Raw genomic sequence first — 26321 nt, 5'->3', positions numbered from 1 at the left:
GCCAATCACCCGGTAAGTGGCGTAGATTTGCGTAGAAATGCGTGAATCATGCAAAAACTGAGAATCTGGAAAAATCGGCTTGTAGCCTTGATAATTCTACAAAAGTCTACGTTTCCGGATATGCGTGACCCGGCTCCAAAAACGTGGTTTGGAAGGGCGGCATGTACTAAGCCGCTTCGCGCGCAATCAGATTCATACCCCGCAGGAGGCGGAGTTTCCCATGTGGGAGGCTCCGCCTCCTTTTTTTCAAATCACTGCTCCTCTGATGCAAAATGTGATATAATAGACCTGTTTCATCAAAATAAAGAGGGGTATCGTTATGGAACGAACAGCTTTTACCGCCTATCGGGATAAGGTCGTCACCAACTGTGCCAGGGTCATCGTGGGCAAGGACGACATCATTGAAAAAGTCCTCGTCAGCTTCTTGTGCGGAGGCCATGTCCTGCTGGAAGACAAGCCCGGCACCGGCAAGACCATGCTTCTGCGCGCTTTTGCCCGGACTGTGGGCGGGGATTTCCGGCGGGTACAGTTCACGCCCGACCTGCTCCCGTCGGACCTGACGGGCATCAACTTCTACAACCAGAAGACCGGCGAGTTCGAGTTCCGGCCCGGCCCGCTCTTCACCAACTTTGTGCTGACGGACGAGATCAACCGCGCCACGCCACGCACCCAGTCGGCCTTGCTGGAAGCCATGGAGGAAAAGCAGATCACGGTGGACGGCGTGACGAGCCGCCTGGCTGAGCCGTTCATGGTGCTGGCGACCCAGAACCCGCTGGAATCCTTTGGCACTTTCCCTCTGCCGGATGCCCAGATGGACCGCTTTTTCATGCGGTTGTCACTGGGGTACATGAACCGGGAGCAGGAGATGGAAGTGCTGTCCCGCCCGTCGGCGCAGGCGGTGCTCAGCCAGTTGAACCCGGTGGTCACGCCGGAGGAAACGGCCTATGTCCGCACGGCTTACCGTGAGGTGAAGGTCTCCGACGATGTGAAGAACTACCTGATGGACATCGTGGAGGCCACCCGCATGCAGGGCGGTTTCGTGAGCGGGGTGTCCACCCGTGGTGCGCTGGCGCTGTATCAGGCGGCGCAGGCCTACGCGGCTCTGCAGGGCCGGGACTACGTTGCTCCGGAGGACGTCAAGGGGCTGGCCCCGGCGGTGCTCTGCCATCGTGTGGTCCTGGGCGGCAGCATGAACGCGGAAGCTGCAACCCAGCGGCTGCGGAAGCTGCTATCCGATGTTGAAGTTCCGCTGGAGAACCACTGATGGCGGCGGTCGTATTTGCGCTGGTGCTGGCGGGGCTACTCTTCTGGCTGGAACAGGAGTCTTGTGTCCACAGTCTGGACGATTTGCAGGGGGTGCTGGAAACGGAGGACTTCCTTGCCGAGGCAGACCAGCCGGTGAACCTGCGGTTGACCGTACGGAACAGCGGCCCCCACTGGAAGTCATTTGCAGCCCTGCGGCTCCATCTGGGGCGGGAGCTCACCCCGTGCAGCATGGACCACCTGACCAGAGACTGCGCCGGGCAGGGGCACACTGTGCGGTGCACGGCCTGGCTGCGTCCGCAGCAGGAGGCGTCGTTCAAAGTCGCGGTCCGCGTCGGGCAGCGGGGCCGCTATGTATTGGAGCCGCTACAGCTGATCGGCGGCGACCTGCTGGGCCTGAAGACGCAATCCCGCACAGAGCGGGGCTTCCATGAGCTCGTCGTTCCACCCAGGGAATGCGACCTGCCGGAACTGGACGGCCTGATGGGCGGCTTTCTGGGCGGCATTTCGGTGAACCGCTACCTCTACGAAGACCCCATCCTGACGGCAGGCTATCGCGAGTACACCAGCGGCGACCCGATGCGGGCCATCTCCTGGAAGCAGAGCGTCCGTGGGCGGGGCTTGATGGTGAAAAGGTTTGATTACACGACCGAACCACGGGTCGTGGTGCTGGTCCATGCGGATTCGTCGCGCTATACCCAGCCGGAGCGGGTGGAGCGGTGTTACTCCATGGCCCGGACGGTCTGCCGGATGCTGGAAGAAAAGGCGGTGTCCTACCGCTTTGCGCTGAATGCAACGTTCGACCTGCTGATGAACGCGACCGTGACGGCGGGCGACGAGTGGAAAAAGCCGCTGGAAGTGCCGCAGGGGTACGGACCAGAACATTTCCGCCGCATGCTGGAAATGCTGGGCCGCGCCACCGGACAGACCGCCCAGCCCTGCCGGGAGTTCTGCGCCCGGTATTATCACGCGCAGGAGCAGACGAGCTGCATCTTCCTGACCACAGAGCCGGAAGCAGAGGCCCGCGCCTGCCTGAACCCGATGCCAGGGGTCCGGTTGTTGGTCCTCACGCCGGAATGTGTGCAACAACGCGGAGAGGAGGGACCGGTATGATAGCACTGCATGGACTCCGCATCCTGGGCGACCTCGCGTTCTACTACGCCTTTGCAGGCTTTTTTGCGGCAGGCTTCGGCGGGCATCCCACAATTTGGGTGCTTCTCTGGCCCGCTGTCTGTTTTGCAGCGGCGGCCTGTTTCCGGGGAAATCCCTCCCTGCGCACCGTGCTGGCGCTGGCCAGTGCGGCGGCGCTGCCGTTTCTGTCTGCACGGGCGGATCAGCTCGTCTATCTCCCGGCGGTGTGCTATGTGACGCTGCTGGCGGTGCGGGAAGAGTTCGGCCTTTCTGCAGTGCAGCAGGGGGAGCGGTTCCGCTGGCTGCTGCGCATCTGGCCGCTGTTCGGTGCGGCGATGCTGCTGTGGAACGCAGACGCGGTGCTGACCACAGCCTTGCCCATGGCGATCACGGCGGCGCTTGCGCTGGTCTGGTTTACTCGGACGACCCGGCAGGACCCGGAGGTGTATAGTGCGCCATCCTACCTGCTGATATCCGGCGGGCTTCTGGCGGCGCTGAGCGGCGCGGCCTTTCTGCTCAGCCGCAGCGCTGTGATGAACGGGGTGAAAGCTCTGGCCGCAGCGGTGTATTTCAAGCTGCTGGTGCCGGTGTTGCAACTGGTGCTGAACAATGTGGTGGCCTACGGCATCGTCGTGGTGTTCCAAAAGCTGTGGTATGCCATTGCGTGGGTGCTGGCCTTGTTCGCAAACCGGCAGGTTGCAATGGGCGATTTGTATGAATCCAGAGCGGGCGATGTCCGGGACGCCATCGGCGAGGAGAGCGGCCTGCTGATGGACGGCCCACGGGTGCTGGCCGGAGTGGCGGTGCTCTTTGCGGCGGTGCTGCTGATTTTAGCGGTGCGGCACATCCTGCGCCGGGGCCGCGCGGCGGAACCGACCGGTGCTGCCCCGATGACGAAACGCCGGACCTCCCTGCGCACCCGCCGTCGGTGGCCGGGGCTCTTCCTTAGCCCGAACGCCCGTGTCCGGCGGGAATACCGGGCCTATCTCGACTACTGCGAGGCCCACGGCCTGACCATCCTGCGCGGAGATACCAGCCTGGACATCACGGGCCGTGCCTCCGGCATGGACTACGCTGCCGAGGCCGAACTGCGCGAAATTTACCTCCGCGCCCGCTATGCGGAAACGGCTACCGCCGAGGACGCTGCCCGCGCGGCAGAGCTCGTGAAAAAGATCTGCGAATGACCGCATCAACGCCCCCTGACTGGCCCACACTGTTTCAAAAGGCCAAAGGGGGCGTTTTCATGTCCGGACGGCGGGTGCTGGCGCTGTATGCGCTGCTGGTGGGGTGTTTTGCGGCGGTGGTCTGCCGATTGTACTGGCTGTGCTCCCACGCGGACTATGCAGCCCGCGCGGCGGCGCAGAGCGTGGTGACGCTGGCGCTTCCGGCACGGCGGGGCAATTTTTATGACTGCGAGGGCCATCTTCTGACGGGCTTTGGCACAAAGTGGACAGCGCTCTGTGTGCCCGGCGGGGGAAACTATACCCGGCTCTTTTCCTGTACCGATGCGGCTGGGCAGGCGCTGCTGTACCAGAAACGAAACGCAGTCTCTCCATTCCTGCTCACGGTGGACCGCGATGTTTCGCCGCTTGGCATTTCCTGCTGGCCGGTGGCCGTGCGCTATGCGGCCGCGCCGCTGGCTGTGCAGCTCATCGGGTATGTGGACGGCGACGGCAGGGGAGCCGCCGGGCTGGAAGCAGCGTTTGATGCGGCACTTTCCGGCACCGGGGAGGGCGACACCCTGACCTGCCTTGTCAATGCGCAGGGGCGTCTGCGGAGCGAGCCGGAACAGACCCACGCCGACAGCGGGGCCGTAGGCGTCCAGCTGACCCTTTCCCGGCCGGTCCAGCGGGCGGCGGAAGCCGTTGCGGGCCGGATGATGACCACCGGCTGCATCGTGGTGCTGGATGCCGCAAACGCCGAAGTCCGCGCCTGCGTCAGTGTGCCGGGGTACGACCCGGCAGACCCGGCTGCCAGCCTGAATGCGGCGGACAGCCCGATGCTGAACCGGGCCTTCCAGAGCTACGCGGTGGGGTCGGTGTTCAAGCCGGTGCTGGCCGCCGCCGCGCTGGAAGCAGGGGAGACCGGTCTGGTCTACACATGCCCCGGCTGGTGCGAGGTGGACGGGCAGGTGTTCCGCTGTGCGGGCGGCATCCCGCATGGGGAGGTAGACCTTGCCGCTGCACTGGAAAAGAGCTGCAACGGATATTTTATCCGGCTGGGGCAGGCGCTGGGGGCCGAGCGGGTCCGTGCGCTGGCTGAGCGGGTGGGCTTTGGGCAGGCCGCGGAACTGACGGACCGCTTCCGCACGGCGGCGGGCATCCTGCCAACGGCGGAAGCCCTGACCTCGTCCGGGGCCTATGCAAATTTCTGCTTCGGGCAGGGGGAGCTGCTGGCAACGCCGGTGCAGGTGGCCGGGATGCTGAACGCGCTGGTCACTGGCACCTGGCGGATGCCGCTCTTTTTGCGGAACACGCTGGACGAGGCGACCGGGGAGCCGCTGGAAACGCTGGCCCACCGGAGGGCGGAGCCGGTCATCTCGGAACAGACGGCGCAAACACTGCGCGGTCTGCTGGCGGGCGTGGTGGCAAACGGAACCGGCCGTGAGGCGGCCCTGCCGGAGACCACCGCCGCCGGGAAGACCGGGACGGCCCAAACCGGCCAGTTCCGGGCGGGAGAAGAGCTGAAAAACAGCTGGTTTGCGGGCGTTTTTCCGGCGGAACAGCCCCGGTATACCATCGTGGTCCTGCAGGACGCCCAGACAGAACCTGCCCATTCCAGCGCCGCAGTCTTTGCCGCTCTGGCCGAAATGCTGGAAAATTTGGCCCGATGAGGCAGAGTCCATCTTGCAATTTGCGCGGTTGTATGCTATCATATTCTTGTATTTGTATGCAGTCTCAATCAAATTTACAATAAAAGGAGCGTTCCATCCATGTCTGCTATTGAAATCGTCGGCGGCGCCATCCTGCTTGCTGCCTCGGTCGTCATCATCGTCCTTACCCTGATGCAGCACACCCACGGTCAGGGCCTGTCCGGTGCGATCAACGGCGGCGCATACGGCGCAAACAACGCACGGCTGACCCCTGCCGACCAGATGCTGGCCAAGGTGACCCGCATCGCCGGTGTCGTCTTCTTCGTGGTGGCCGTCCTGGCCTGTGTGTTCGCCAGCCGTCTGGCTTGAGGACCCGCGCACAGCCCCGTGTAAGGCGGGGCTGTTTTTCTGTCTGAAATTTCTCTGTCTGCGCTGCGGACAGCTCTTCTTCTGAGGGGAGCCTCTGACAGGCCGGGTGGGCCTGCATCGGATGAGAAAAGCCCGATGGGCAAACACTGCCGGGTGCGGATGCCTCCGGCAGAAGGTGGGAAACTCAGGATTCCGCTGGAGAATTTTGAGAATGTTGTTAAGGAGTAAAATCTATGTCATTACGCGATAAGATCGAGCATGCCATCCAGAACCAGCCCTGCACTGTCAAGGACCTGAAGGCCCGCTTCGGCGGCGACCGCGGGGCAGACCGCAAGGTGATGGAAGCGCTGGATGCTCTGGTGCATGAGGCCGTGGTCTGCCAGCGTTCGGGCGTGTTCTTCACCGTGCGCTCCGGCCGCGCCGAGAAGGCCCTGCTGTGCAAAGTAGTCAAACTGGGCAAGAACTTTGCCTTTGTCATGCTGGAAGATGAGACCAGCGATATCTTCATCCCTGGCCGCTTCACCCGCGGCGCGATGCCCGGCGACGAGGTCCTCGTCGAGAAGTTCGAGCATCCCCGTGTGGAGGGCAGCGACGAGGGCGCCATCCTCGCGGTGCTCACCGAGAAGAACGACCTGGTGGGCACGGCCCGCCGGATCGAGGGTCGTCTGAAGTTCGTGCCGGACGACTGCCCGGCCATCTCCATGCAGCTGATGCGGGACTGCGAAGGCGGCGCTAAAGACGGCGACAAGGTGGCGGTCGAGATCCTGATGCGCGGCAGCCGCCAGGAAGACCACCGCGTCGGCGTGGCCATGCGGTTCGGCAGCTCGGATGAAGCCAAGCGCTGCGCCAAGGCGCTGCTCTACGCCCGCGATATCCACACCCGCTTCCCGGATAAAGTCCGCGAGGAAGCCAAGAAGTTTGAGGGCATGACCGTTTCGGAAGAGGACTGCAAGGGCCGCATGGACCTGCGCGCTCTGCCCATCTTCACCATCGACAGTGCCGAGACCAAGGACATCGACGATGCCATCAGCCTGACCCGCACGCCGGAGGGCGGCTTTGAGCTGGGCGTCCACATTGCGGACGTCTCCAACTACGTCAAGCCCGGTTCTGAGCTGAACGAAGAGGCGTTCAACCGCGCCACCTCCGTCTATTATGCCGACCAGGTCGTGCCCATGCTGCCCAAGAGTCTGTCCAACGGCATCTGCTCCCTGAACGAGAAGGAGCTGCGCCTGGCCTTCTCCTGCCTGATGCGGCTGGACAAGGACGGCAACCTGACCGACTACCGCTTCGTGAAGTCGGTCATCTGCAGCCGGGTCAAGGGCGTCTACACAGAGATCAATGCCCTGCTGGCCGGAACGGCCGATGCCGAGATCCAGGCCAAGTACGCCGAGGTGGCCGACCAGCTGCCCGCCATGAAGGAACTGTACGCCCACCGTGCCCGCCTGCGCACCGAGCGCGGCTGCATCGACTTCGAAAGCGGGGAAGTGAAGCTCATCCTCGACGAGGACGGCCACTGCATCGACGTCAAGAAGCGCACCTCCGGCGAGAGCGAGGCCATGATCGAGGAGTTTATGCTGCTGGCCAACCAGTGCGCGGCCCACTTTGCCCGCGTCAAGCAGATCCCCTTCGTCTACCGTGTCCACGAGGAACCCAACGGCGAAAAGCTGGAGCGCCTGCATGCACTGCTGCAGGCCTGCGGCATCAACGACCACTTTGCCAAGGAGGTGCCCACGCCCAAGGAGCTGAGCGCCATTCTGGAAGGGGTGCGCGGCACGGCATTTGAACAGATCGTCAACACCGGCATGCTCCGCTGCATGTCCAAGGCCTGCTACGAAGAAAAGCCCAAGGGCCACTATGGTCTGGTGCTGAAGGACTATGCCCACTTCACCAGCCCCATCCGCCGCTACCCGGACCTGGCCATCCACCGCATCATGACCGATCTGCTCAGCGGCACCGACAAGGAGACCATGGCCATCCGCTACACCGATTTTGCGATCCAGGCCTCCAAGCAGTCCAGCGAGCGCGAGGTCATCGCGGTGCAGATCGAGCGCAAGGCCGAGGACTGCTACAAGGCCGAGTATGCCCGCCGCCATCTGGGCGAGTGCTACGAGGGCATCATCTCCGGCGTGACCCAGCGCGGCCTGTTCATCGAACTGGAGAACGGCGTGGAGGGCTTCGTGCCCGCTTCCAGCCTGACCCCCACCGGTACCATGCTCACCGAGGGCATCCGTCTGTCCGACCCGGTCTCCGGCAAGAACTGGAATCTGGGCGACAGCATGATGATCACCATCGTCCGTGCCGACGTCAACCTCGGCAAGATCGATTTTGAGGTCGCCCCGGAGGCAAAACAGTAACCCGAACGGATTTCATCCGCTCCCGTCTTCTGTCACAGGAAGGCGGGAGCTTTTTTGCGCTTCACACTTTCGCCATATTTCCGACAAAGGTTGGGTTTTGCATAAAGTTTATACACTGGTCATCTTTTGTATGTTGTTCTGTCACAGGGAATGGGATATACTAAGCACAACGAAAGGGCGAGCGGAAGCCGCCCGGAAAGAACCAAAACTTCAGGAGGTCTGCGTTATGTATTATTCCAGTGGCAACTACGAAGCGTTTGCACACCCCAAAAAGCCGGAAGGCGTTGACAATAAATCGGCCTATATCATCGGTTCGGGTCTGGCGGCACTGACCGCTGCCTGCTATCTGGTCCGCGACGGCCAGATGCAGGGCGACCACATCCATGTGATCGAGAAGGACCCGCTGCCCGGCGGTGCCTGCGATGGCTACAAGTACGACATCGGCTATGTGATGCGCGGCGGCCGCGAGATGGACAACCACTTCGAAGTCATGTGGGATCTGCTGCGCTCCATCCCGTCTCTGGAGACGGAGGGGGCCAGCGTTCTGGATGAGTATTACTGGCTGAACAAGGAAGACCCCAACAAGTCCCTCTGCCGTGCCACCGAAAAGCGCGGCCAGGATGCCCACACCGACGGCAAGTTCGGCATCTCCGACCGGGGCGCGATGGAGATCATGAAGCTCTTCTTCACCCCGGACGAGCAGCTGCAGGACAAGAAGATCACCGACATCTTCGACGACGAGGTCTTCCGCTCCAACTTCTGGATGTACTGGCGCACCATGTTCGCGTTCGAGAACTGGCACAGCGCACTGGAGATGAAGCTCTACCTCAAGCGCTATATCCACCACATCGGCGGTCTGCCCGACTTCACCGCCCTGCGCTTTACCCGCTACAACCAGTATGAGTCCATCATCCTGCCCATGGTCACCTACCTGAAGGACCACGGCGTGGAGTTCCGGTATGAGACCAAGGTCACCGACGTCCGCTTCCAGATCGAGGGCGGCAAAAAGCAGGCCAGTTCCATCACTGTGGAGCACAAGGGCGAGGAAAAGGTGCTGCCGCTGACCGAGAACGACCTGCTCTTCATCACCAACGGCGGCTGCGTCGAGAGCTGCACCATCGGCGCACAGGACAAGGCAGCCGGTTTCGACCCCACCATCAAGCCGGGCAACGGCTGGGATCTGTGGAAGAAGATCGCCGCACAGGACCCCTCCTTCGGCCATCCGGAGAAGTTCTGCTCGCAGCCGGAACTGTCCAACTGGGAGAGTGCCACCATCACCACTCTGGACGACAAGATCCCGCAGTATATCAAGAGGATCTGCAAGCGCGACCCCTTTACCGGCCACACCGTCACCGGCGGCATCGTCACGGTCAAGGATTCCAGCTGGCTGCTCAGCTGGACGCTGAACCGCCAGCAGCAGTTCCGTGACCAGCCCAAGAACCAGCTCTGCGTCTGGGTCTACGGCCTGTTCAGCGACAAGCCCGGCGACTATGTGAAGAAGCCCATGCGCGACTGCACCGGCCGTGAGATCTGCATGGAGTGGCTGTACCATCTGGGCGTTCCCACTGAGGACATCGCCGAGCTGGCCGACCACAGCGCCAACACCGTGCCGGTCATGATGCCGTATATCGACGCCTTCTTCATGCCGCGTGCCTTCGGCGACCGCCCCGACATCGTGCCGAAGGGTGCCGTCAACTTCGCCTTCCTGGGCCAGTTTGCCGAGACCGGCCGCGACACCATCTTCACCACCGAGTATTCGATGCGCACCGGTATGGAGGCTGTTTACACCCTGCTGGACATCGACCGCGGTGTGCCGGAGGTCTGGGGCAGCACCTATGATGTCCGCTGCCTGATCGACGCCACCGTCAAGCTCCGCGACGGCAAGAAACTGACCGATATGGACCTGCCCTTCATCCAGAGGGTGGCCCTCAAGGAAGTGCTCAAGAAGATCGAGGGCACCGACCTTGAAAAGTTCCTCAAGGAGTACAACGCCATTTAAGGCGTTTTCTCAAACGTCTCCTCCGATCCAGTTTGGACCTCCCCCCCTGAATGCGGCCGGGCTCTGCACCCTGAGACAGGATGCAGGGCCCGGCCCTTTTTCGTATGATTTTACGGAAAATTTCCAAAATAGTACGACTTTTGTGAAAAGGATTTGCGCGGATTTTACAGTTTTCTCTTGCCCGGAGCGGCATTCTGTGATATGCTTAATCCAGAAATGCAGACCTCGCTGCGGCTGCGCTGCACACCACGGCTCCCCGTTGGGGAGCTTTTGTGCGGGCGGCGGCAGAGAGGCCGCAAAAAAGAGAGTACCGTAAATTGAAGGAGGTCATTTCCTGTGAAACAGTTCATTTCCCGCCGCAGCTTCCTCAAGGCTGCCGGAGCTGCCACTGCACTGACCGCAGTCTCCCTCGGCGCACCCGCCGCATCGGCCGAAGAGACCAATTGCTTCCTGGGCGAAAAGTCGGCTGTTACCATCCTCTACACCAACGATGTGCACACCTACATCGACAAGAAATCCCCCGAACTGACCTATGCCGGTATCGCTGCACTGAAGCAGAGCTATGTGGACGCTGGCCAGAACGTCCTGCTGGTGGACGCCGGCGACCACATCCAGGGCACGGCCTATGGCTCCATGGATGACGGCGAGACCATCATCAAGCTGATGAGCGAGGCCGGTTACGACCTGGCCACCCCCGGCAACCATGAGTTCGACTACGGCATGGCCCGCGCAAAGGCAGCCATGAAGGAAGCCGCTTTCCCCTATGTTTCCTGCAACTGGGTGGATCTGCGCACCGGCCTGAAGGTGCTGCCCAGCATCAAGATCTTCACCATCGGCGGCGCGCGCATCGCATTTGTGGGCGTTACCACCCCGGAGACCTTTACCAAGTCCACCCCGGCCTACTTCATGAACGCCAGCCAGACCAAGTATATCTATGACATCCTCGGCGGCGACGATGGCCAGAAGCTGTACAAGGCCGTTCAGAAGGCCATCGACAAGGCAAAGCTGCTGGGTGCAACAACTATCATTGGTCTGGGCCATCTGGGCGTAGACCCCTCGTCCGCCCCCTGGACCAGCGAAGAGGTCATCGCACACACCACCGGTTTCGATGCCTTCATCGACGGCCATTCGCACACCGTGATGGAGAATAAGCAGGTGGCCGATGCTTCCGGCAAGGCCGTCACCCTGACCCAGACCGGCTCCTACTTCAAGAATGTCGGCAAGATGACCATCGGTGCCGATGGCTCCATCACCACCGAGCTGCTGCCCAGCTACGATGGCGCAGACGCCGCTGTGGCCGCTGCCACCAGCGAGTGGGTGAGCGCAGTGGACGACATGCTGGGCGAGGAGATCGCCGTGGGCGATTCCAAGTTCTACATCACCGACCCCGCCACCGGCAAGCGCCGCATCCGCTCCGGCGAGACCAACCTGGGCGATTTCGTGGCCGACGGCATCTATGCCTACTTCAATGAGATCGAAGACCTCCACTGCGACATCGCCATCATGAACGGCGGCGGCATCCGTGCAAATGTGGACGCAGGCCCCTGGAGCTTCAAGACCTGCAAGACCGTCAGCCCCTTCGGCAATGTGGCCTGCCTGATGTCCGTCACCGGCCAGCAGATCCTGGATGCCCTCGAATTTGGTGCCCGCTTCGCCGGTGCCGAGGGCAAGGAGAACGGCGGTTTCCTGCAGGTCGCCGGTGCCAAGTATGAGATCCACGCCATGGTCCCCAACACCGTCCAGACCGACGACAAGAATGTCTGGGTCGGCAGTGCTACGACCCCGCGTGTTTCGAATGTGGAGATCTACGACAAGACCACCGGCACATACAAGCCTCTGGACCCGAACGCCACCTATGCGCTGGCCGGTATGAACTACACCCTGCGCAACCTGGGCGACGGCTTCGCCATGTTCGACGGCGCAGAGCTGATCAAGGACTATGTCTCGGAGGATTACCTCGTCATGTCCAGCTACGCAGCCATGTTCGGCGGCGTGGATGCAAACGGTCTGCCGCACCTTTCCAGTGCCAACAGCCCGCTGGCCGATTACCCCGGCTATCTGCTCAACTACGAAGATCCCTACGGCGCAGGCCGCATCCAGATGATCTGGTAATGCCCTGAACCGAGAGAGACCGCTGTGCTCCTTCCGTTATCGACGGGGCCAGCGGTCTCTTTTTGTGCCCGGCGGAGCGGACCGAGCGCGGGAACGCGCTGCGCTGGTTCGGGGAATTGCATAGATTCCGGGAGCGTTCCTTGTGAGCAATGCTGAAATTCAGAAAAGCACGGGTTGTTCGCTTGCGAACAATCGGGCTGTGGGGTATAATAAAAAACAACAAGTGATATATCAGCTGCGCATTCCCGCGCACGAAAAAGGAGAAACAAGATGGAGATTCGATACACCAGCGCTGCCCAGTGGGCCGACGCCCGCGACGGCGTCATTCCGGCACCCTATGCTCTGGAAGCGGGGGAGAGCATCACCGATCGTTACCTGGAGCCGGTGGTCTTCCACAACGAAAACGGCCCCGACATCGGTGTGACCACCTGCGGCGTCATCGTCAGGGACGGCCTGTACTTCAAGGATATGGACAACAGCGGCGAGCTGGCCCCTTATAAGGACTGGCGGCTCAGCCCCGAAGAGCGCGCAAAGGATATGGTGGCCCATCTGCGCCTGGACCAGCAGGCTGGCCTTGTGCTGAACACCCTGTTCAACACCCCGGTGGCCCCCACCCGCGCCGAGGCTGCCGGTGCCGACGGCAAGCCGGAGTTTGGCAAGATCTACAAGCACCACGACCCGGACGAAAAGCCCATCCCCGGTCCGCTGCCCGGCATGACCATGAGCATTGATGACGCCGATGTGCTGGACAAGCACATCACGGCGGGCGTTTACCGCGGCGATATGCGCTGCGAGGCAGGAATGGTGGCCCTGTACCACAATGCGGGCACCCAGATGCTGGAATACGAAGCCTGCAAGGGCGGCGTGGCGATTCCGTACTCTCTGCACACCAACCCCATCAACATCGGCTACCCGGACTCTCTGGGCATCGGTGCAGCGGTGCTGGGAGACGGCAACGCAGATTTCGTCTATGAAATGGCCGACACGGACCGGAAGATGATGAAGGCCGAGGGCCTGCACATCATGTACGGCCCGCAGGTGGACGTGGCCACCGACCCCCGCTGGCCCCGCACCAACGGCACCTACGGCGAGCGCACCGATGTGACCAGCGACATCACCGAAGCCCTCATCAAGGGCTACCAGAACGGCGACGACGGCCTGAACGAGGGTTCGGTCGTCCTGACGGTCAAGCACTTCCCCGGCGATGCCCCCTCCGAGAACGGCTTCGAGCCGCATGTGCCCATCGGTCAGTGGCGCATCTACCGCACCCCCGGCTCGATGGAAAAGTACCATCTGCCCCCGTTCCAGCGGGCCTTCGACCACAAGGCATCTTCCATCATGCCGGACTACTCCCGCATCGCCGCTGATGGCCGCGCCGTGCCCCAGACCTACCGGGGCGAGGTGACCAGCACCGAGGCGGTGCCCAGCGCATACAGCAAGGAGCTGCTCACTGACCTGGCCCGCAACAAGATGGGCTTTGACGGCTACATCAACTCCGACTCCGGCATCACCAGCGTGCAGATCTACGGCGTGGAGGACTTGACGGTGCCCCAGCGCTACGCCAAGGCCATTTCCGCCGGTACCGATGTCATCGGCGGCAACACCGACCCGGAGAACATCATCAAGGCGGTGGAGGACGGTCTGCTGCCCAAGGCCGACCTCGACCGCGCTAGCTACAACCGTCTGCTGAGCCTGTTCCGCACCAAGCGTGTGGACAACCCCTATCAGGACCCCGATCAGGCCGACCAGGCCCGGCAGGACAACTTCGATGGTGCCAGGAAGAAGGCCTACGAAGCCAACCAGAAGGCCGTCGTTCTGGTCAAGAACCACGGCGGTGTTCTGCCGCTGGCCAAAGAGAAGAAGGTCTGCATCGTCACCTTCAAGGGCGTGGACTCCGGCTTTGCCAAAATGGCACAGGCCATGGGTGCCGGTCTGGGCTCTGCCGATGCCGACGAGGCGCTGCGCAAGACACTGGCGGAAGCCTTCGAGAAGAAGGGCTACACCGTCGTCGCCACCCCGGAGGAGGCCGATGTGCTGTACCTCCACGTGTGGCCCATCAGCAACGGCGTGGTGTTCTACCAGTTCGCCATGCCCGTCATTGAGATGGGTGAGATCGTCACTGACGAGCGCGAGACCAACAAGAGCCAGAAGAAGACCGGCAAGCAGGTCACGGTGACCACCCTGAAGGACGTCGAGAAGATCCGGGAGCTGGCCGATGCCATCCACGCGCGCGGCGGCAAGGTCGTGGGCACCTGCGTGGTGAACAACCCCTGGCTGCTGGACAAGCTGGAACCCTACTGCGACGCGCTGACCATCCAGTACACCGTCAGCACGGTGGCGCTGAACAACGCCCTGAACGCACAGGTGGACGTCATCAGCGGCGACTTTGCCCCCACCGGCAAGCTGAGCCTGACCATGGTGTCCGACCCCGCCGTCATCGCCATCACCGAGCAGGAGATCGACGGTGTGGTGCGTGAGATCTGCGCTTCGCCCAACGATGTGCCCGGCTACGATAAGGACCCGTACATCGACCCGGCCATCCTCGCCGGGGTGCGCGGCGGCAGCTACGCTTACTGCGACGCCGACGGCAACTATTACCGCAGCGGGTTCGGTCTGAACTACTGACCCTCTCCGTCCTTGCTTCGCAATGCCACCTCTCCCGAAGGGAGAGCCCTTGGCATGTCGAGTAGCTCCTGCTGGACGCTCAAAGTTTTTTCGCTCACAAGTAGAATGGAGTTCCGTGCCGCTTGTCAAAGCCCGCCGGGGGTGCTACAATGGAGCCAGCGACCACGCTGAAAGGGGATAGAACTATGGAATTTCGGGACAAGCCCATGCAGAACCTCGTTCGCATCAAGGAGAAGGAGATCTGCAAGAATGTGCAGGCGCTTTTGCTGGACGGCGAGACCATCGTGGGCGCGTACAAGACCGTGCGCGACCAGGCAGTCTTTACCTCGCACCGTATCTTTCTGGTGGATATGCAGGGGGTCACCGGCACCCGGCAGGAGATCTTCGTCCTGCCGTACCGCAAGGTGCTGCACTTCGGCGTCCAGACCGCAGGCTTCGGCGACCCGCTCCAGACCTCTGAGCTGACGGTCTGCTTCGCGGATGAACACGAGGCAAAGTTCGGGTTCATCGGGCAGGACGAGCTGCTGAATGTGGCTCGCGCCATCAGCCGCTGCATCCTGTAACACCGTACAAAAACGCAGAGCGCCCGCTCCGGCTTCTGACCCCGGAGCGGGCGCTCTGCGTTTGCTGTAATATGCGAATAACGGAGAATGGCGAGCGATCAGCCGGCCACACGATCCATCCGGCCTGCCTCCAGCATGTAGCGCAGGAAGCCGGTCACGTCGGCGGGGTCGGTCACGGTGATGTCAAAGCCCTTTCTGGGGGCGTCCATCATCCGGAGGATGGAGGATGCGGCGGCATCCTCTTTCAGGTCACAGGTCTTGCCGTTGTCCAGATGCAGCAGCACACTGCCGCGGCTGGCGGAAACCTGACGCATGAAACGGTCTTTATCAAAATATTCGATACGAAGCATAAAAATACCTCCTGTCAGAAAGTTGTTTATTTGCACGCCGTCTTCCGGGTGAGCTGCTCGTGCATGACGATCATCAGGATCAGCAGCGCCAGCAGATACACGGGGAAGAGGGCAGGGGCAACGTTGTTTGCCAGCAGGCCGAACAGCGGCGGCATGACCAGATTGCCGACATAGGCGCTTGCCATCTGGACGCCGATCACAGCCTGCGACCGGTCCGCGCCGAAGTGGTCCGGCGTGGAGTGGATGATGCTGGGGTAGATGGGCGCACAGCCCAGCCCCACGAGAACGAGGCCGGCCAGCGAGAGCGCCTGCGGCCCCGGCAGAAGCAGGGCGGCCACACCCACGGCCAGAACGGTCTGCCCCAGGCGGATCATCTGGGTGTCGTTGAACCGCAGGGTGACGAAGCCGCAGAAGCCGCGCCCCACCGTGATGCCCAGATAGAACAGGCCCGCAAAGGCAGCGGCCGTGTCGGCCGGGACGCCCTTGCTCAGCGTGAGGTAGCTGCTGGCCCAGAGGCCCGCTGTCGTTTCGAGGCCGCAGTAGCAGAAGAAGCAGAGCATCACTTCCCGCGCACCGGGGATGGCCAGGATCTGGGGCAGCGTCAGCGGCCTGGCCGGGGTGCCGTCCGCGCTTGCGGCGGCCGGGCTGCCTTTCCAGAGCGGCAGGCTCAGCACCAGAACGGCTGTGATGCCGACCTGGATGAGGGCTACGATGCGGTAGCCACCGTTCCAGCCCTGCCCGCCGGTCAGGGCCAGGCTCATCAGCACCGGGCTGATGATGGTGCCCACGCCCCACATGCAGTGCAGCCAGCTCATGTGGCGGCTCTCGTAGTGGAGGGCGACGTAGTTGTTCAGGGCGGCGTCCACGCTTCCGGCACCCAGCCCGTAGGGGATGGCCCAGAGGCAGAGCATCCAGAACGCGCTCGACACGGAGAAGCCGAACAGCGCCGCCGCCGTCATCGCCACACTGAGGGCCGTGACCTTGCCGGTGCCCAGCGCACGGGTCAGCCGGTCGCTGCACAGGCTGGAAACGATGGTCCCACAGGAGATGATCATCGAGACGATGCCTGCGTAGGACACCGGCACCCCGAAAGCGGGGTAGAGGTTCGGCCAGGCGGAGCCGAGAAGCGAATCCGGCAGGCCGAGGCTGATGAACGCCAGGTAGATGACCGGCAGAAGAAGCTGTGCCATGGGTTGTGTTCCTCCCGTTTCGGTGTTATACTGGACTTGCGGCCTCTGATGAAATAATACCACGAAACCAGCGGCTGTGGTAGGAGAAAATCTGAAATTTTGTACAACAAAACCGGCATTGATAAAAAATGTTCAAAGATTTGCGGAAAGGAACTGGTCAATATGGCATATCAAACGAGCTGCGCAACAATCGTCCATGAGGGCGGCGTCCACTGCGAACCGGACATCGTGGCCGACGCCGAAGGGCGCGAGCTGGTGCAGCACGGCAGTGCGCTGTTTCCCATCGCCTGCTACGCCGAAGACCTGGCCAGCTACTCGGTGGCGTGGCACTGGCATGAGGAATTTGAATACATTCTCACCATACAGGGCCCCCTCCATGTGGATGTGAACAAGACCCGCCTGACGCTGCAGACCGGGCAGGGCATCTTCCTCAATTCGGGGGCGCTGCACTCGGTGGAGCAGGCGGAGGGCACCGCCCTGCTCCACTCCGGCGTCTTTCAGCCCCGGCTGGTGGGCGGCATGGACACCATCTTCTGGCAAAAGCTCATCCGGCCCCTGCTGCAGCCCGGTGCCCCGGCGTTTTTTCTGCTGGACGAGGCGGTGCCCTGGCAGAAACAGGTACTCATCTTCCTGCGGGACGCCTGGAAAGAGGTGGCGGACGAGCCGTTCGACTATGAGAACCGGGTGCGGTATCATCTCTCGGCGGCGCTGCGGCTGCTGAGCACCCAGTGCGTGGGCGGCAAGACCAAGGTCTCGGAGCAGGAGCAGATCGCCTCGGAGCGGATGAAGCGGATGCTCCGCTACGTGGAGGAGCACTACGCCGAGGAGCTGACGGTGGAGAAGATCGCGGCCTGCGTGGCCCTGAGCGAGAGCGCCTGCCTGCGCAGCTTCCGGCAGCTGCTGGGCATCACGCCCATCCAGTACGTCAAGCAGTTCCGGGTGGAAAAGGCCGCCGAGCTGCTGCGCTCCACCCGGCTGAAGACCGGCGAGATCGGTCTGGAATGCGGCTTCTCGGACGGCAGCTACTTTATTAAAACGTTCCGGGAGATCAAGCACTGCACCCCCCGCGAATACCGCACAAAATTCTGTTGAGATCTGGAAGAGGAAAAAATCGGAAGACAAAGCGCGCATAATCAAACAGCCGGGAGGCGTTCCGAAACGGAAGCCTCCCGGCTGTTATGGTTCAGAGGGTCTTATTGCAAAAGGCTGCTGGAATCGGTGCCGCCGACCGTCAGGCGGGCCTGGAGCCCGTTGTGCGTCCAGAGGATATCGGCTTCATCGACCCCAAGATTCAGAAGTGCGTCGATGGAGACCGAAGTCGGACGGTACAGCAGGGTGCAGAAACGGATGGTTTCTACCCCCTGCGCTTTGAGCGTCCGGAGCGTCTCCATGGTGAGATGTGCGGTGGCCACAATGCTGTTGACGCGAATGGTAAGGACTTTGCCTTGGGCATTCTGTGTGCAGCTGTGCGTGATCTGCTTTCCCAGTGCATTGGTGACGGAAAGCCCCTCTACCGTAACGAGATACTCTGCATCCGAGGCGGTCAGCTCTTCAGCCGGAGCGGAAGTCGAGACCGCACCCGACGGCTCAGAGGGCTGTTCCGGGTTAGGATTGGGCTGCTCCGGGTTGGGGTTAGGATTCTCCGGGTTGGGGTTAGGATTCTCCGGATTGGGGTTAGGATTCTCCGGATTGGGGTTAGGATTCTCCGGATTGGGGTTAGGATTCTCCGGATTGGGGTTAGGATTCTCCGGATTGGGGTTAGGATTCTCCGGATTGGGGTTAGGATTCTCCGGATTGGGGTTAGGATTCTCCGGATTGGGGTTAGGATTCTCCGGATTGGGGTTAGGATTCTCCGGATTGGGGTTAGGATTCTCCGGGTTGGGATTAGGATTCTCCGGGTTGGGATTAGGATTCTCCGGGTCGGGGTTAGGTTTCTCCGGGTCGGGGTTAGGTTTCTCCGGGTTGGGGTTGGGATTCTCCGGGTCAGGTTTCTCCGGCTTTTCCGGTTCAGTGGGCTGGTCACCCTCTTGGGTGAGATCCTTGCCGTCCGAATCCCTCCGTGTGATGACAGCGCCTACTGGCAAACCGGCAAACTTCCGTTCTCCGGTCAGTGCATCGCCAATGGCAATTGCATCGTTATCGGCAAGTTTTCCGCCTGCGGTGGCATCAATGGTCACTTTGCCTTCAATGGTGATAGCGGCAGGGGCTTTTTCTTCCGGATCTTGCGGGTCGTTCTCATAAACGCTGCCGCTGCCGATGGCCGCGCCGCCGGAAAGTCCATCATCCGAAGCCTTGCCGCCTTTTGCGGTGATGTTGGGGGAACCGGCCTCGGTGCCCTTGATGGAAATCTTATTTCCAGTTTTATTTCCGGTTCCGTCATCGTCCGGTTCGGATTCTGCGCCGCCGCCGATGCCGGCTGCACCAATACCGCCCTGTGCATTCTGGATGGTGACCTTTCCTTCAATGTCCACATCGCCAAGGCTGCCCGCGCCGCCGCCGATACCGGCACCTTCGTCGCCGCCCGTTGCATTCTTGATCTCTGCGTTGCCTTTGATGGTCACATCGCCAAGGCCAAGAGCGCCGCCGCCGATGCCAGCACCATTGTTGCCGCCGGTCGTGTTCTCAATGGTGGGGGTTCCTTCAATCAACACCGTCGTGCTGCCATAGACACCGCCGCCGATGCCTGCGCCGCCATCGCCGCCCTGCGCATTTTTGATCGTTGCGTTATCTTTGATGGTTACAGTGCCGGTACTCTTCCAACCACCGCCGCCAATACCGGCAGACTGTACGCCGCCAGTAACAGTTTCAATCGTTGCATTGCCGGAAATTGTCACATCGCTTTTACTGGAGTAACCGCCGCCGATGCCGGCACATCCGCCGCCGCCGCTCGCTTTTTCAATAACAGCGCCGCCAGTAATGGTCACAGTTGCATTACCGCCAGAACCACCGCCGCCGATGCCTGCTCCGCCAATAGCATCCGGCCGCTCCGACGGGTCCGTTCCGCCAATGGCATTGATTGTTCCGCCGGAAATGGTAATGTCGGCATCACCGCCAGAACCGCCACCGCCGATACCAGCGCCATCGAGGCCGCCCGTCGCGGTAATGCTGCCACCAGTAATCTCGATTTTACCGGCGTCTTTCATATTTCCGCCGCCAATGCCCGCACCGCCGAAATCGCCCGTGGCAGTTAATTTTCCATCGTTGTCGGTATCTGTGATGGTCAGTTTTCCGCTGGTTTCATTTCCCTCGGCATCAGTCTCTTTGTTGTGTTGCAGACCGGCATACCAGTTGCCGCCGGTCAATGTGTTGTCACCGTTCAATTCGATGTTGGTATTGCCGCTGCCGGTCACATCCACAGCGGCCTGGCCTGTCGAGCTGGCGTTGATCTCCACATTATCCAAGGTGACATTGGCCGTCTGGTCTTTGTCTGCGTCGATGGTGACCGTGTTCCCCGTGCTTGTGCCGGTGATGGTAATGTCGTTGTCCAGACGATCTTTGATGTATCCGCTGCTGTCGCTGACGTATTCCTTTTGGTTCTCATCATTCCAGTTCCACTGGCTGATGAGATTGCCGCCTTCCGTAGCATGGATATCAATGGAGCCGCTGACAATATCATACGTAGCGGCAAAAGCAGGAAGGGTCATGCCGGTCATCATGGCACAGGCGAGAGCGAGGGCTGTGATCCGTTGTGCGGCAACGCGGGGAGGGGGAGATGCCTTTTTCTTGCCGAAAAGCACCGGAACATGCCCCAGGACGCGCATGGCGAGTCTGCGATAAGAGACCATTGAGAATACCTCCTATTACATATATTCTATAATATATTGGAACCGGACAGGGCGGTGCGCCGCCGTCCCTTCCAACTCGTACCACAACATGGATTGAGGAACCAGAAAACAGAGGTTGCCTGCTAAGCTAAATATAGCACGGGGGGGGGGGTAAACGCAAGACTTTTCTGCGTGAATGGGTGCATTTCCTGCGTGAAACACGTAAAATTTCCAGAAATTCCCTTTTTGCGATCCTTCACGCAAGCAACGTCGAGCCGGATGTTTTTTGGGCAGAAAGGGCTAGGCGGCAGAAAACGGGCCGGAACAAAACAGCAGCAGCCGGGAGGCATGAAAAAGATCTGCAAAAACGGAAAAAACCGACCGCAGAATCTTGACGAATGAAGACAAACATGATAGAATAAAAAAGTAGTCAGGGAGCCGCGCGAACGGCGGCTGGACTGCGATGCAAGATCTACTGAATTGAATATTCTCGGCAAAGCAGTCGAAAGGCTGTGACGCAAAGCTATAGGGCCTGTAAAATGGCAGCCAGTTGCTTCTCAAATCGGGCACGATGTGTACCCGTCTTTTGAGCGACCTTCATCTGAACAACAGGTGTCGATTTGCCGAGTTTGTCTTGACAAATCGACACCTTTTTCATTTCATGGGGTCACGCAAAAGAGGAATGCCCGATGCAGGAAACCGGCGAGGGCGAGAACCTCGGCTGGGGCAACCAGTGGGTGCAGCTCTTCGTCTGAGCGAGAGCGCTTTCAAAATGACATCTCCGTGCTTCAAATAAATCCGGGGAAGGCCCGACACGAGCAATGCTTGTGTCGGGCTTTTTCTTTGCCCGGATTTATGGTATACTGTTTTGCAAGGAACACCACAAACAGGAGGAGTCAGCGTGGAGGATTACCGCACCATCCGGGGCACAGCCATCGGCGAATATGAGGAGAAGAAAAGCCGCTTCATTGCGCAGCTCGCGTTTGCAGACAGCGAGGAAAAGGCCGTGGCCTTTCTGGAGCAGGTGCGCGCGGCCAACCGCACCGCGCGGCACAACGTTTACGCCTACCGCCTGCGGGAGAGCAACCGGGAGCGCTACTCCGACGACGGCGAGCCTGCCAAGACCGCCGGGACCCCGGCGCTGGAAGTGTTGCAGCACAGCGGCCTGACCGACCTCATCGTGGTCGTGACCCGGTACTTTGGCGGGGTGCTGCTGGGCACGGGCGGCCTCGTCCGCGCCTACACCACCGCGACCGCCCGCGCACTGGAAAACGCCGAGGTCGTCACGGTGCGCAGCGTGGTGGAGCTGGAGGTGACGGTGGACTACGCACTCTACGAGCGGGCCGCGTTGCTCATCCACGCCGCCGGGGCCAAACTCGCCGACCCGCAGTTCACCGACCGCGTGACCCTGCGCTGGCAGATGCCGGAGGGCACCGAGCCGCCGCTGCTGGAACAGCTGCGGGAGCTGACGCGGGGCGGGGCCGAGGTGAGCGTCTCGCAGCCGTTCTACGCGCCGTTCTGATGCCCCTCTCCGGCTCGCATTCGCTCGTCCGCTCCCCCGAAGTGGGAGCCATTGGCAGTCGGATGCAGGGCTGCAGGGCCGCTGCGCTCTGGGAGCAGCAGCACCAAGAGATTTTTATAGGATAATTTTGGACAGGACAGGAAGATTCCCCCTTCGACAGAGCAATTCTGCTACAATAGCTGCGGGCGCAGCTGCGCTGGGAAGGGGGCAGGAACCAGCATGAAAGTGAGGGATACCGGATGGATGTACGCCAGCGTACCGAAGAGATCGAGCGGCTGACCTTTGCCCCCTGGGCGACCTTCAGCGATGCAAGCCGGGGCCGGGCCCGACCGGAGCCGCAGGACCCCATCCGCCCGGTGTTCCAGCGCGACCGAGACCGCGTGATCCACTGCAAGGCGTTCCGCCGCCTCAAGCAGAAAACGCAGGTCTTCCTCTCGCCGGAGGGCGACCTCTACCGCACCCGGCTGACCCACACGCTGGAGGTGGCGCAGATCGCCCGCACCATCGCCCGCGCCCTGCGCCTGAACGAAGACCTGACCGAGGCCATCAGCCTGGCGCATGACCTGGGCCACACGCCCTTTGGCCACGCAGGGGAGAGCGCACTGGACAAGCTCTGTCCGGATGGCTTCAAGCATTACCGCCAGAGCCTGCGGGTAGTGGACAAGCTGGAACAGAACGGCCGGGGCCTCAACCTGACCTGGGAAGTGCGGAACGGCATCATCACCCACACCAAAGGCACCTGGGCGGCGACCCCGGAGGGCCGCATCGTCCGGATGGCGGACCAGATCGCGTTCGTCAACCACGACATCGAGGATGCCGTCCGTGCCGGGGTGCTGGACCCGGCGATCCTGCCCAGAGAATGCACCGCCGTGCTGGGCGAAACGAAATCCCGGCGCATCACGACCATGATCCAGAGCATCCTCGCCCACAGCGACGGCGATGTGGCCATGGGCGCGGAGGAAGAGGAAGCCTTCCTTGCGCTGAAGGATTTCATGTATGCCAATGTCTACAATGACCGCACCGCCAAGCGCGAAGAGCAGAAAGTGGAAAAGGTCCTCACGGAACTGTACGAATACTACCTGACCCACATCGACCAGATGTCCAACTTCTATTTGCAGCTGGCCTATCAGGAGGGCCGTGACCGCGCCGTGACCGATTACATCAGCGGCATGAGCGACGAGTTCGCCATCCGGACCTTTGAGGATGTGTTCGTGCCCCGCAAGTGGCACGTGTTATAAAAGGAAGCAGGAAAAAAGAGCCATGATCCCACACGAGTACATTGAAGAGCTGAACCGCCGCACCGACATCGTCGATCTGGTGGGCAGCTATGTGCAGCTGAAACGGAAGGGCCGCCTCTATGGCGGCCTGTGTCCGTTCCACAGCGAGAAGACCCCCTCGTTCTACGTCTACCCGGACACCCAGAGCTTTTACTGCTTTGGCTGCGGGGCGGGCGGCGATGCCATCAGCTTCGCCAAAAAGATCAACAGCATCGACTACGGCGAGGCCGTCAAGATGCTGGCGGCCCGCGCCGGGATGCCGGAACCGCAGGAGGACGACAAGACCGGGCGGATGCGCAGCCGCATCCTCTCGATAAACCGCGAAGCGGCCCGCTTCTTCCACGCCTGCCTGAATTCGACGGTCGAGGAGGCCCGGCAGGCCCGCGCCTACTGGCGCCGCCGCGGGCTGGACGACAAGACCATCGTGCGGTTCGGCCTCGGCTATGCCCCCAACGATGGGCAGGCCCTCTATCAGTTCCTGCGGGATAAGGGCTACAACCAGCAGGAGCTGGACGCCAGCGGCCTGTTCAAGCGCAGCGCTTCCGGGCGCATCTACTGTTTGTTCTGGAAGCGGGTCATGACCCCCATCTTCGACCTGCGCGGCAACATCATCGCGTTTGGCGGGCGTGTGCTGGACGACTCCAAGCCCAAATATGTCAACAGCCCCGAAACGCTGGTCTACCACAAATCCGAGACGGTGTTCGCGCTGCAGATCGCCAAAAAGAGTGCCTCCCGCCGGTTCGTCCTCTGCGAGGGCTATATGGATGTCATCAGTATGCAGCAGGCGGGCATCGACACCGCCGTCTGCGCCTGCGGCACGGCCCTGACGCCGGAGCAGGTGCGGCTCATCAGCGAGTACGCCGATGAGGTCATCCTGAGCTACGACTCCGACGAGGCGGGCCAGAAAGCCACCCTCCGCTCGCTGGAACTGTTCCGGAACAGCACGGTGCGGGTGGGGGTGCTTCAGATCCCCGGCGCAAAGGACCCGGACGAGTACATCAAGCGCTATGGTGCCGACCGCTTCCGCGCCCTGCTGGACGGCGTGGGCAACGCGCTGGATTTCCGGCTCAAGCGCCTGCGGGATCAATACGACCTGACCCAGGACGCCCAGCGGCTCGAATACATCCGCGATGCCGTGGATCTGCTGGCCGAGCGCTCCAACCCCACCGAACAGGAGGTCTACGCCGGGCGGCTGGCCGAGGAGACGAACATCTCCAAGACCGCCATCCTGACCCAGCTGGGCACCGCCGTCAAAAAAGCGGGCAGCAAGCGACGACGGGAGGAGAACCGCTCCCGCCTGCACTCCGGTGAGATGGATCAGATCAATGTTCCTTACAGCGCAGGCGGCTCGCAGGCGCTGGGTGTGGCCTCGGCAGAGCAGCGGCTGCTGGCGGCACTGCTGCGGGAGCCAAGCTACATCCCCAGGGTGCGGGCCGCACTGCCGGCAGAAAAGTTCCTCCTGCCCCAGCAGAAGGAGCTGTACCAGGCCATGCTGGACTGTCAGGCGCAGGGCATCGAGGTCAGCCTTTCCACCCTGCGCGGCTTTGTGCAGAGCGAAGAGGCCCTGAATGAACTGAGCCGCCTTGCGGCACAATACAGCGATGTCAACTGTACCACCGAGGATATCAACTTTTATCTGGAACGCATCGCCCGCGGCACCCCGATCGCGAAGAAGGCGGCCCAGATGTCCAATGAAGACTTAGAGCAGTATCTCCAGTCGATGCGAGAAAAGAAACAGGGAACTCTCCCTGCAGAAGACTGAGCGCTCCCTTTCCTCCCGGCTGGAGCTGGAAGGAGAAGGAATCATGCGGAAATTGTCGCAGACGGAAGAACTTGCAAAGATTTTGGCGAGCCGTGCCCGGCACCACCTTTTGACGCCGGAGCAGGTCAGCCGCGCCATGGAAGAGCAGGAGTACGACGTTGCCGGGCTGGACGCGCTGTATGAGGCGCTGGAGGCCCGCGGCATCCGGGTGGAAGAAGAGGACGCCGACCTCCCGCTGCTGGACGAAGCCCAGATCGGCCGACTGGAACATGAGCTTTCCGCCGAGGGCGTGGCGCTGGACGACCCGGTGAAAGCCTATCTGAAGGAGATCGGGCAGGTGCCGCTCCTCTCGGCAGAAGAGGAACAGACGCTGGCCCGTGCTGCCAGAGCAGGGGATGCGGACGCCCGCCGACGTCTCAGCGAGGCGAATCTGCGGCTGGTGGTCTCGGTGGCCAAGCGCTACGCGGGCAGGGGGCTGCCCTTCCTCGACCTCATCCAGGAGGGCAACCTCGGCCTGATGAAGGCAGCGGAAAAGTTTGAGCCGGACAGGGGCTTCAAGTTCTCCACCTACGCGACATGGTGGATCCGGCAGTCCATCACCCGTGCCATTGCCGACCAGGGGCGGACCATCCGCATCCCGGTGCATCTGGTGGAGCACATCAACCGGGTCCGGAAGACGGCAGGGGAGCTGCTGCGGAAGAATGGCCGCGAGCCCACGGCGGAGGAGATCGCCGTCCGGCTGGAGATGGAGCCGGACCGGGTGCGGGAACTGCTGCAGCTGGCGCAGGAGCCGGTCAGCCTGGAAACGCCGGTGGGCGAGGAAGAAGACGCCCACCTCGAAGATTTCATTCAGGACGAAGAAGCCGGGATCCCGGTGGATGAAGCGGGCCGCCAGCTGCTCCGCCGGGAGCTGATGAGTGTGCTCAAGAGTCTGACGCCCCGCGAAGAGCGGGTGATCACGCTCCGCTTCGGCCTCGACGACGGCCGGCCCCGCACTCTGGAAGAGCTGGGGAAGGAGTTCAACGTCACGCGGGAGCGCATCCGCCAGATCGAGGCAAAAGCCCTCCGCAAACTCCGCCATCCCAGCCGGGCCAAACGGCTGCGGGATTATCTGGAATAAGAAGGAAACAGCTATATTCCGGGAAACTGGGTGCAGCTGTACTATTGAAGAAATTGCGATTTCATGATAAAATAAAAATGCAGGAACGGAATCCATCGCATAAAAAGG

18 protein-coding genes and 1 riboswitch are annotated in these 26321 nt (G+C 61.6%); of the genes, 15 read left to right on the top strand and 3 right to left on the bottom strand.

Annotation, left to right across the window (positions count from 1 at the left end):
• Positions 1–319 precede the first annotated feature (319 nt).
• From I5P96_RS09205 to I5P96_RS09160, 10 genes are all read left to right on the top strand, one after another.
• The gene (locus I5P96_RS09205) at positions 320–1264 is read left to right on the top strand and encodes an AAA family ATPase (RefSeq protein WP_223381755.1); all 945 of its coding nucleotides are present in this window, start codon (positions 320–322) and stop codon (positions 1262–1264) included.
• Positions 1264–2376 (top strand): DUF58 domain-containing protein, encoded by a 1113-nt coding sequence (locus tag I5P96_RS09200; RefSeq protein ID WP_223381754.1) that lies wholly within the window; start codon positions 1264–1266, stop codon positions 2374–2376. The genes I5P96_RS09205 and I5P96_RS09200 overlap by 1 nt, the downstream gene beginning before the upstream one ends.
• The gene (locus I5P96_RS09195; RefSeq protein WP_223381752.1) at positions 2373–3578 is read left to right on the top strand and encodes a hypothetical protein; all 1206 of its coding nucleotides are present in this window, start codon (positions 2373–2375) and stop codon (positions 3576–3578) included. Before I5P96_RS09200 ends, I5P96_RS09195 begins: the two co-directional genes overlap by 4 nt.
• Before the next feature lie 59 nt (positions 3579–3637).
• Positions 3638–5227 (top strand): peptidoglycan D,D-transpeptidase FtsI family protein, encoded by a 1590-nt coding sequence (locus I5P96_RS09190; RefSeq protein ID WP_223381750.1) that lies wholly within the window; start codon positions 3638–3640, stop codon positions 5225–5227.
• Between the two features lie 99 nt (positions 5228–5326).
• Positions 5327–5575 (top strand): preprotein translocase subunit SecG, encoded by a 249-nt coding sequence (gene secG, locus I5P96_RS09185; RefSeq protein ID WP_097792492.1) that lies wholly within the window; start codon positions 5327–5329, stop codon positions 5573–5575.
• Between the two features lie 233 nt (positions 5576–5808).
• Entirely contained in the window at positions 5809–7929 is a 2121-nt protein-coding gene (gene rnr, locus I5P96_RS09180; protein ID WP_223381748.1) for a ribonuclease R, read from the top strand.
• Positions 7930–8155: 226 nt separating this feature from the next.
• Positions 8156–9928 carry an oleate hydratase gene (locus I5P96_RS09175; protein WP_223381746.1) on the top strand — a complete coding sequence of 591 codons (1773 nt, stop codon included), beginning with the start codon at positions 8156–8158 and terminating at the stop codon, positions 9926–9928.
• Positions 9929–10264: 336 nt separating this feature from the next.
• On the top strand, positions 10265–12040 hold the full coding sequence (locus I5P96_RS09170; protein WP_223381744.1) for a bifunctional metallophosphatase/5'-nucleotidase: 1776 nt from the start codon (positions 10265–10267) through the stop codon (positions 12038–12040).
• Between the two features lie 270 nt (positions 12041–12310).
• Positions 12311–14665, top strand: coding sequence for a glycoside hydrolase family 3 protein (locus I5P96_RS09165; protein WP_223381742.1), 2355 nt, complete (start codon positions 12311–12313; stop codon positions 14663–14665).
• A gap of 185 nt (positions 14666–14850) precedes the next feature.
• Positions 14851–15228 carry a PH domain-containing protein gene (locus tag I5P96_RS09160; RefSeq protein ID WP_207685638.1) on the top strand — a complete coding sequence of 126 codons (378 nt, stop codon included), beginning with the start codon at positions 14851–14853 and terminating at the stop codon, positions 15226–15228.
• Between the two features lie 98 nt (positions 15229–15326).
• Here I5P96_RS09160 and I5P96_RS09155 read toward each other — a convergent pair whose 3' ends face one another.
• Positions 15327–15578 (bottom strand): hypothetical protein, encoded by a 252-nt coding sequence (locus I5P96_RS09155; RefSeq protein WP_118551970.1) that lies wholly within the window; start codon positions 15576–15578, stop codon positions 15327–15329.
• A 26-nt stretch (positions 15579–15604) separates the two neighbouring features.
• Positions 15605–16768, bottom strand: coding sequence for an MFS transporter (locus I5P96_RS09150; RefSeq protein ID WP_223381740.1), 1164 nt, complete (start codon positions 16766–16768; stop codon positions 15605–15607).
• Between the two features lie 162 nt (positions 16769–16930).
• On the opposite strand from I5P96_RS09150, the gene I5P96_RS09145 reads away from it, so the two are divergent.
• The gene (locus I5P96_RS09145; RefSeq protein ID WP_223381738.1) at positions 16931–17860 is read left to right on the top strand and encodes a helix-turn-helix domain-containing protein; all 930 of its coding nucleotides are present in this window, start codon (positions 16931–16933) and stop codon (positions 17858–17860) included.
• Between the two features lie 101 nt (positions 17861–17961).
• On the opposite strand, the gene I5P96_RS14215 is transcribed toward I5P96_RS09145, so the two are convergent.
• The gene (locus tag I5P96_RS14215) at positions 17962–20553 is read right to left on the bottom strand and encodes a carbohydrate-binding domain-containing protein (RefSeq protein WP_263286842.1); all 2592 of its coding nucleotides are present in this window, start codon (positions 20551–20553) and stop codon (positions 17962–17964) included.
• 461 nt (positions 20554–21014) lie between these two features.
• Positions 21015–21090, top strand: a riboswitch (cyclic di-GMP riboswitch).
• Positions 21091–21433: 343 nt separating this feature from the next.
• On the opposite strand from I5P96_RS14215, the gene I5P96_RS09135 reads away from it, so the two are divergent.
• The 4 genes from I5P96_RS09135 to rpoD all read left to right on the top strand — a co-directional run bounded on the left by I5P96_RS09135 (position 21434) and on the right by rpoD (position 26213).
• A complete protein-coding gene (locus I5P96_RS09135; protein ID WP_223381737.1) occupies positions 21434–22054 on the top strand; it encodes an IMPACT family protein in 621 nt (206 codons plus the stop codon).
• A 239-nt stretch (positions 22055–22293) separates the two neighbouring features.
• On the top strand, positions 22294–23292 hold the full coding sequence (locus tag I5P96_RS09130) for a deoxyguanosinetriphosphate triphosphohydrolase (RefSeq protein ID WP_223381736.1): 999 nt from the start codon (positions 22294–22296) through the stop codon (positions 23290–23292).
• A gap of 22 nt (positions 23293–23314) precedes the next feature.
• The gene (dnaG, locus tag I5P96_RS09125; protein WP_223381735.1) at positions 23315–25093 is read left to right on the top strand and encodes a DNA primase; all 1779 of its coding nucleotides are present in this window, start codon (positions 23315–23317) and stop codon (positions 25091–25093) included.
• 43 nt (positions 25094–25136) lie between these two features.
• Positions 25137–26213, top strand: coding sequence for an RNA polymerase sigma factor RpoD (gene rpoD / locus I5P96_RS09120; protein WP_223381734.1), 1077 nt, complete (start codon positions 25137–25139; stop codon positions 26211–26213).
• The last annotated feature ends 108 nt before the right edge of the window (positions 26214–26321 follow it).

This window comes from Faecalibacterium prausnitzii (assembly GCF_019967995.1).
In the GTDB taxonomy this organism is placed as follows: domain Bacteria; phylum Bacillota; class Clostridia; order Oscillospirales; family Ruminococcaceae; genus Faecalibacterium; species Faecalibacterium prausnitzii_E.
The sequence above is the reverse complement of the archived record's forward strand: the minus strand, read 5'-3'. Positions and strand labels throughout refer to the sequence as shown.

What these genes read in the sequence shown, in the direction of transcription:
- I5P96_RS09195 (WP_223381752.1), top strand. Translation starts at nt 2,373, where the DNA reads ATGATAGCACTGCATGGACTCCGCATCCTGGGCGACCTCGCGTTCTAC.
- I5P96_RS09160 (WP_207685638.1), top strand. Translation starts at nt 14,851, where the DNA reads ATGGAATTTCGGGACAAGCCCATGCAGAACCTCGTTCGCATCAAGGAG.
- rpoD (WP_223381734.1), top strand. Translation starts at nt 25,137, where the DNA reads ATGCGGAAATTGTCGCAGACGGAAGAACTTGCAAAGATTTTGGCGAGC.
- I5P96_RS09200 (WP_223381754.1), top strand. Translation starts at nt 1,264, where the DNA reads ATGGCGGCGGTCGTATTTGCGCTGGTGCTGGCGGGGCTACTCTTCTGG.
- I5P96_RS09190 (WP_223381750.1), top strand. Translation starts at nt 3,638, where the DNA reads ATGTCCGGACGGCGGGTGCTGGCGCTGTATGCGCTGCTGGTGGGGTGT.
- I5P96_RS14215 (WP_263286842.1), bottom strand. Translation starts at nt 20,553, where the DNA reads ATGGTCTCTTATCGCAGACTCGCCATGCGCGTCCTGGGGCATGTTCCG.
- I5P96_RS09205 (WP_223381755.1), top strand. Translation starts at nt 320, where the DNA reads ATGGAACGAACAGCTTTTACCGCCTATCGGGATAAGGTCGTCACCAAC.
- I5P96_RS09130 (WP_223381736.1), top strand. Translation starts at nt 22,294, where the DNA reads ATGGATGTACGCCAGCGTACCGAAGAGATCGAGCGGCTGACCTTTGCC.
- dnaG (WP_223381735.1), top strand. Translation starts at nt 23,315, where the DNA reads ATGATCCCACACGAGTACATTGAAGAGCTGAACCGCCGCACCGACATC.
- I5P96_RS09145 (WP_223381738.1), top strand. Translation starts at nt 16,931, where the DNA reads ATGGCATATCAAACGAGCTGCGCAACAATCGTCCATGAGGGCGGCGTC.
- I5P96_RS09155 (WP_118551970.1), bottom strand. Translation starts at nt 15,578, where the DNA reads ATGCTTCGTATCGAATATTTTGATAAAGACCGTTTCATGCGTCAGGTT.
- secG (WP_097792492.1), top strand. Translation starts at nt 5,327, where the DNA reads ATGTCTGCTATTGAAATCGTCGGCGGCGCCATCCTGCTTGCTGCCTCG.
- I5P96_RS09175 (WP_223381746.1), top strand. Translation starts at nt 8,156, where the DNA reads ATGTATTATTCCAGTGGCAACTACGAAGCGTTTGCACACCCCAAAAAG.
- I5P96_RS09150 (WP_223381740.1), bottom strand. Translation starts at nt 16,768, where the DNA reads ATGGCACAGCTTCTTCTGCCGGTCATCTACCTGGCGTTCATCAGCCTC.
- I5P96_RS09165 (WP_223381742.1), top strand. Translation starts at nt 12,311, where the DNA reads ATGGAGATTCGATACACCAGCGCTGCCCAGTGGGCCGACGCCCGCGAC.
- rnr (WP_223381748.1), top strand. Translation starts at nt 5,809, where the DNA reads ATGTCATTACGCGATAAGATCGAGCATGCCATCCAGAACCAGCCCTGC.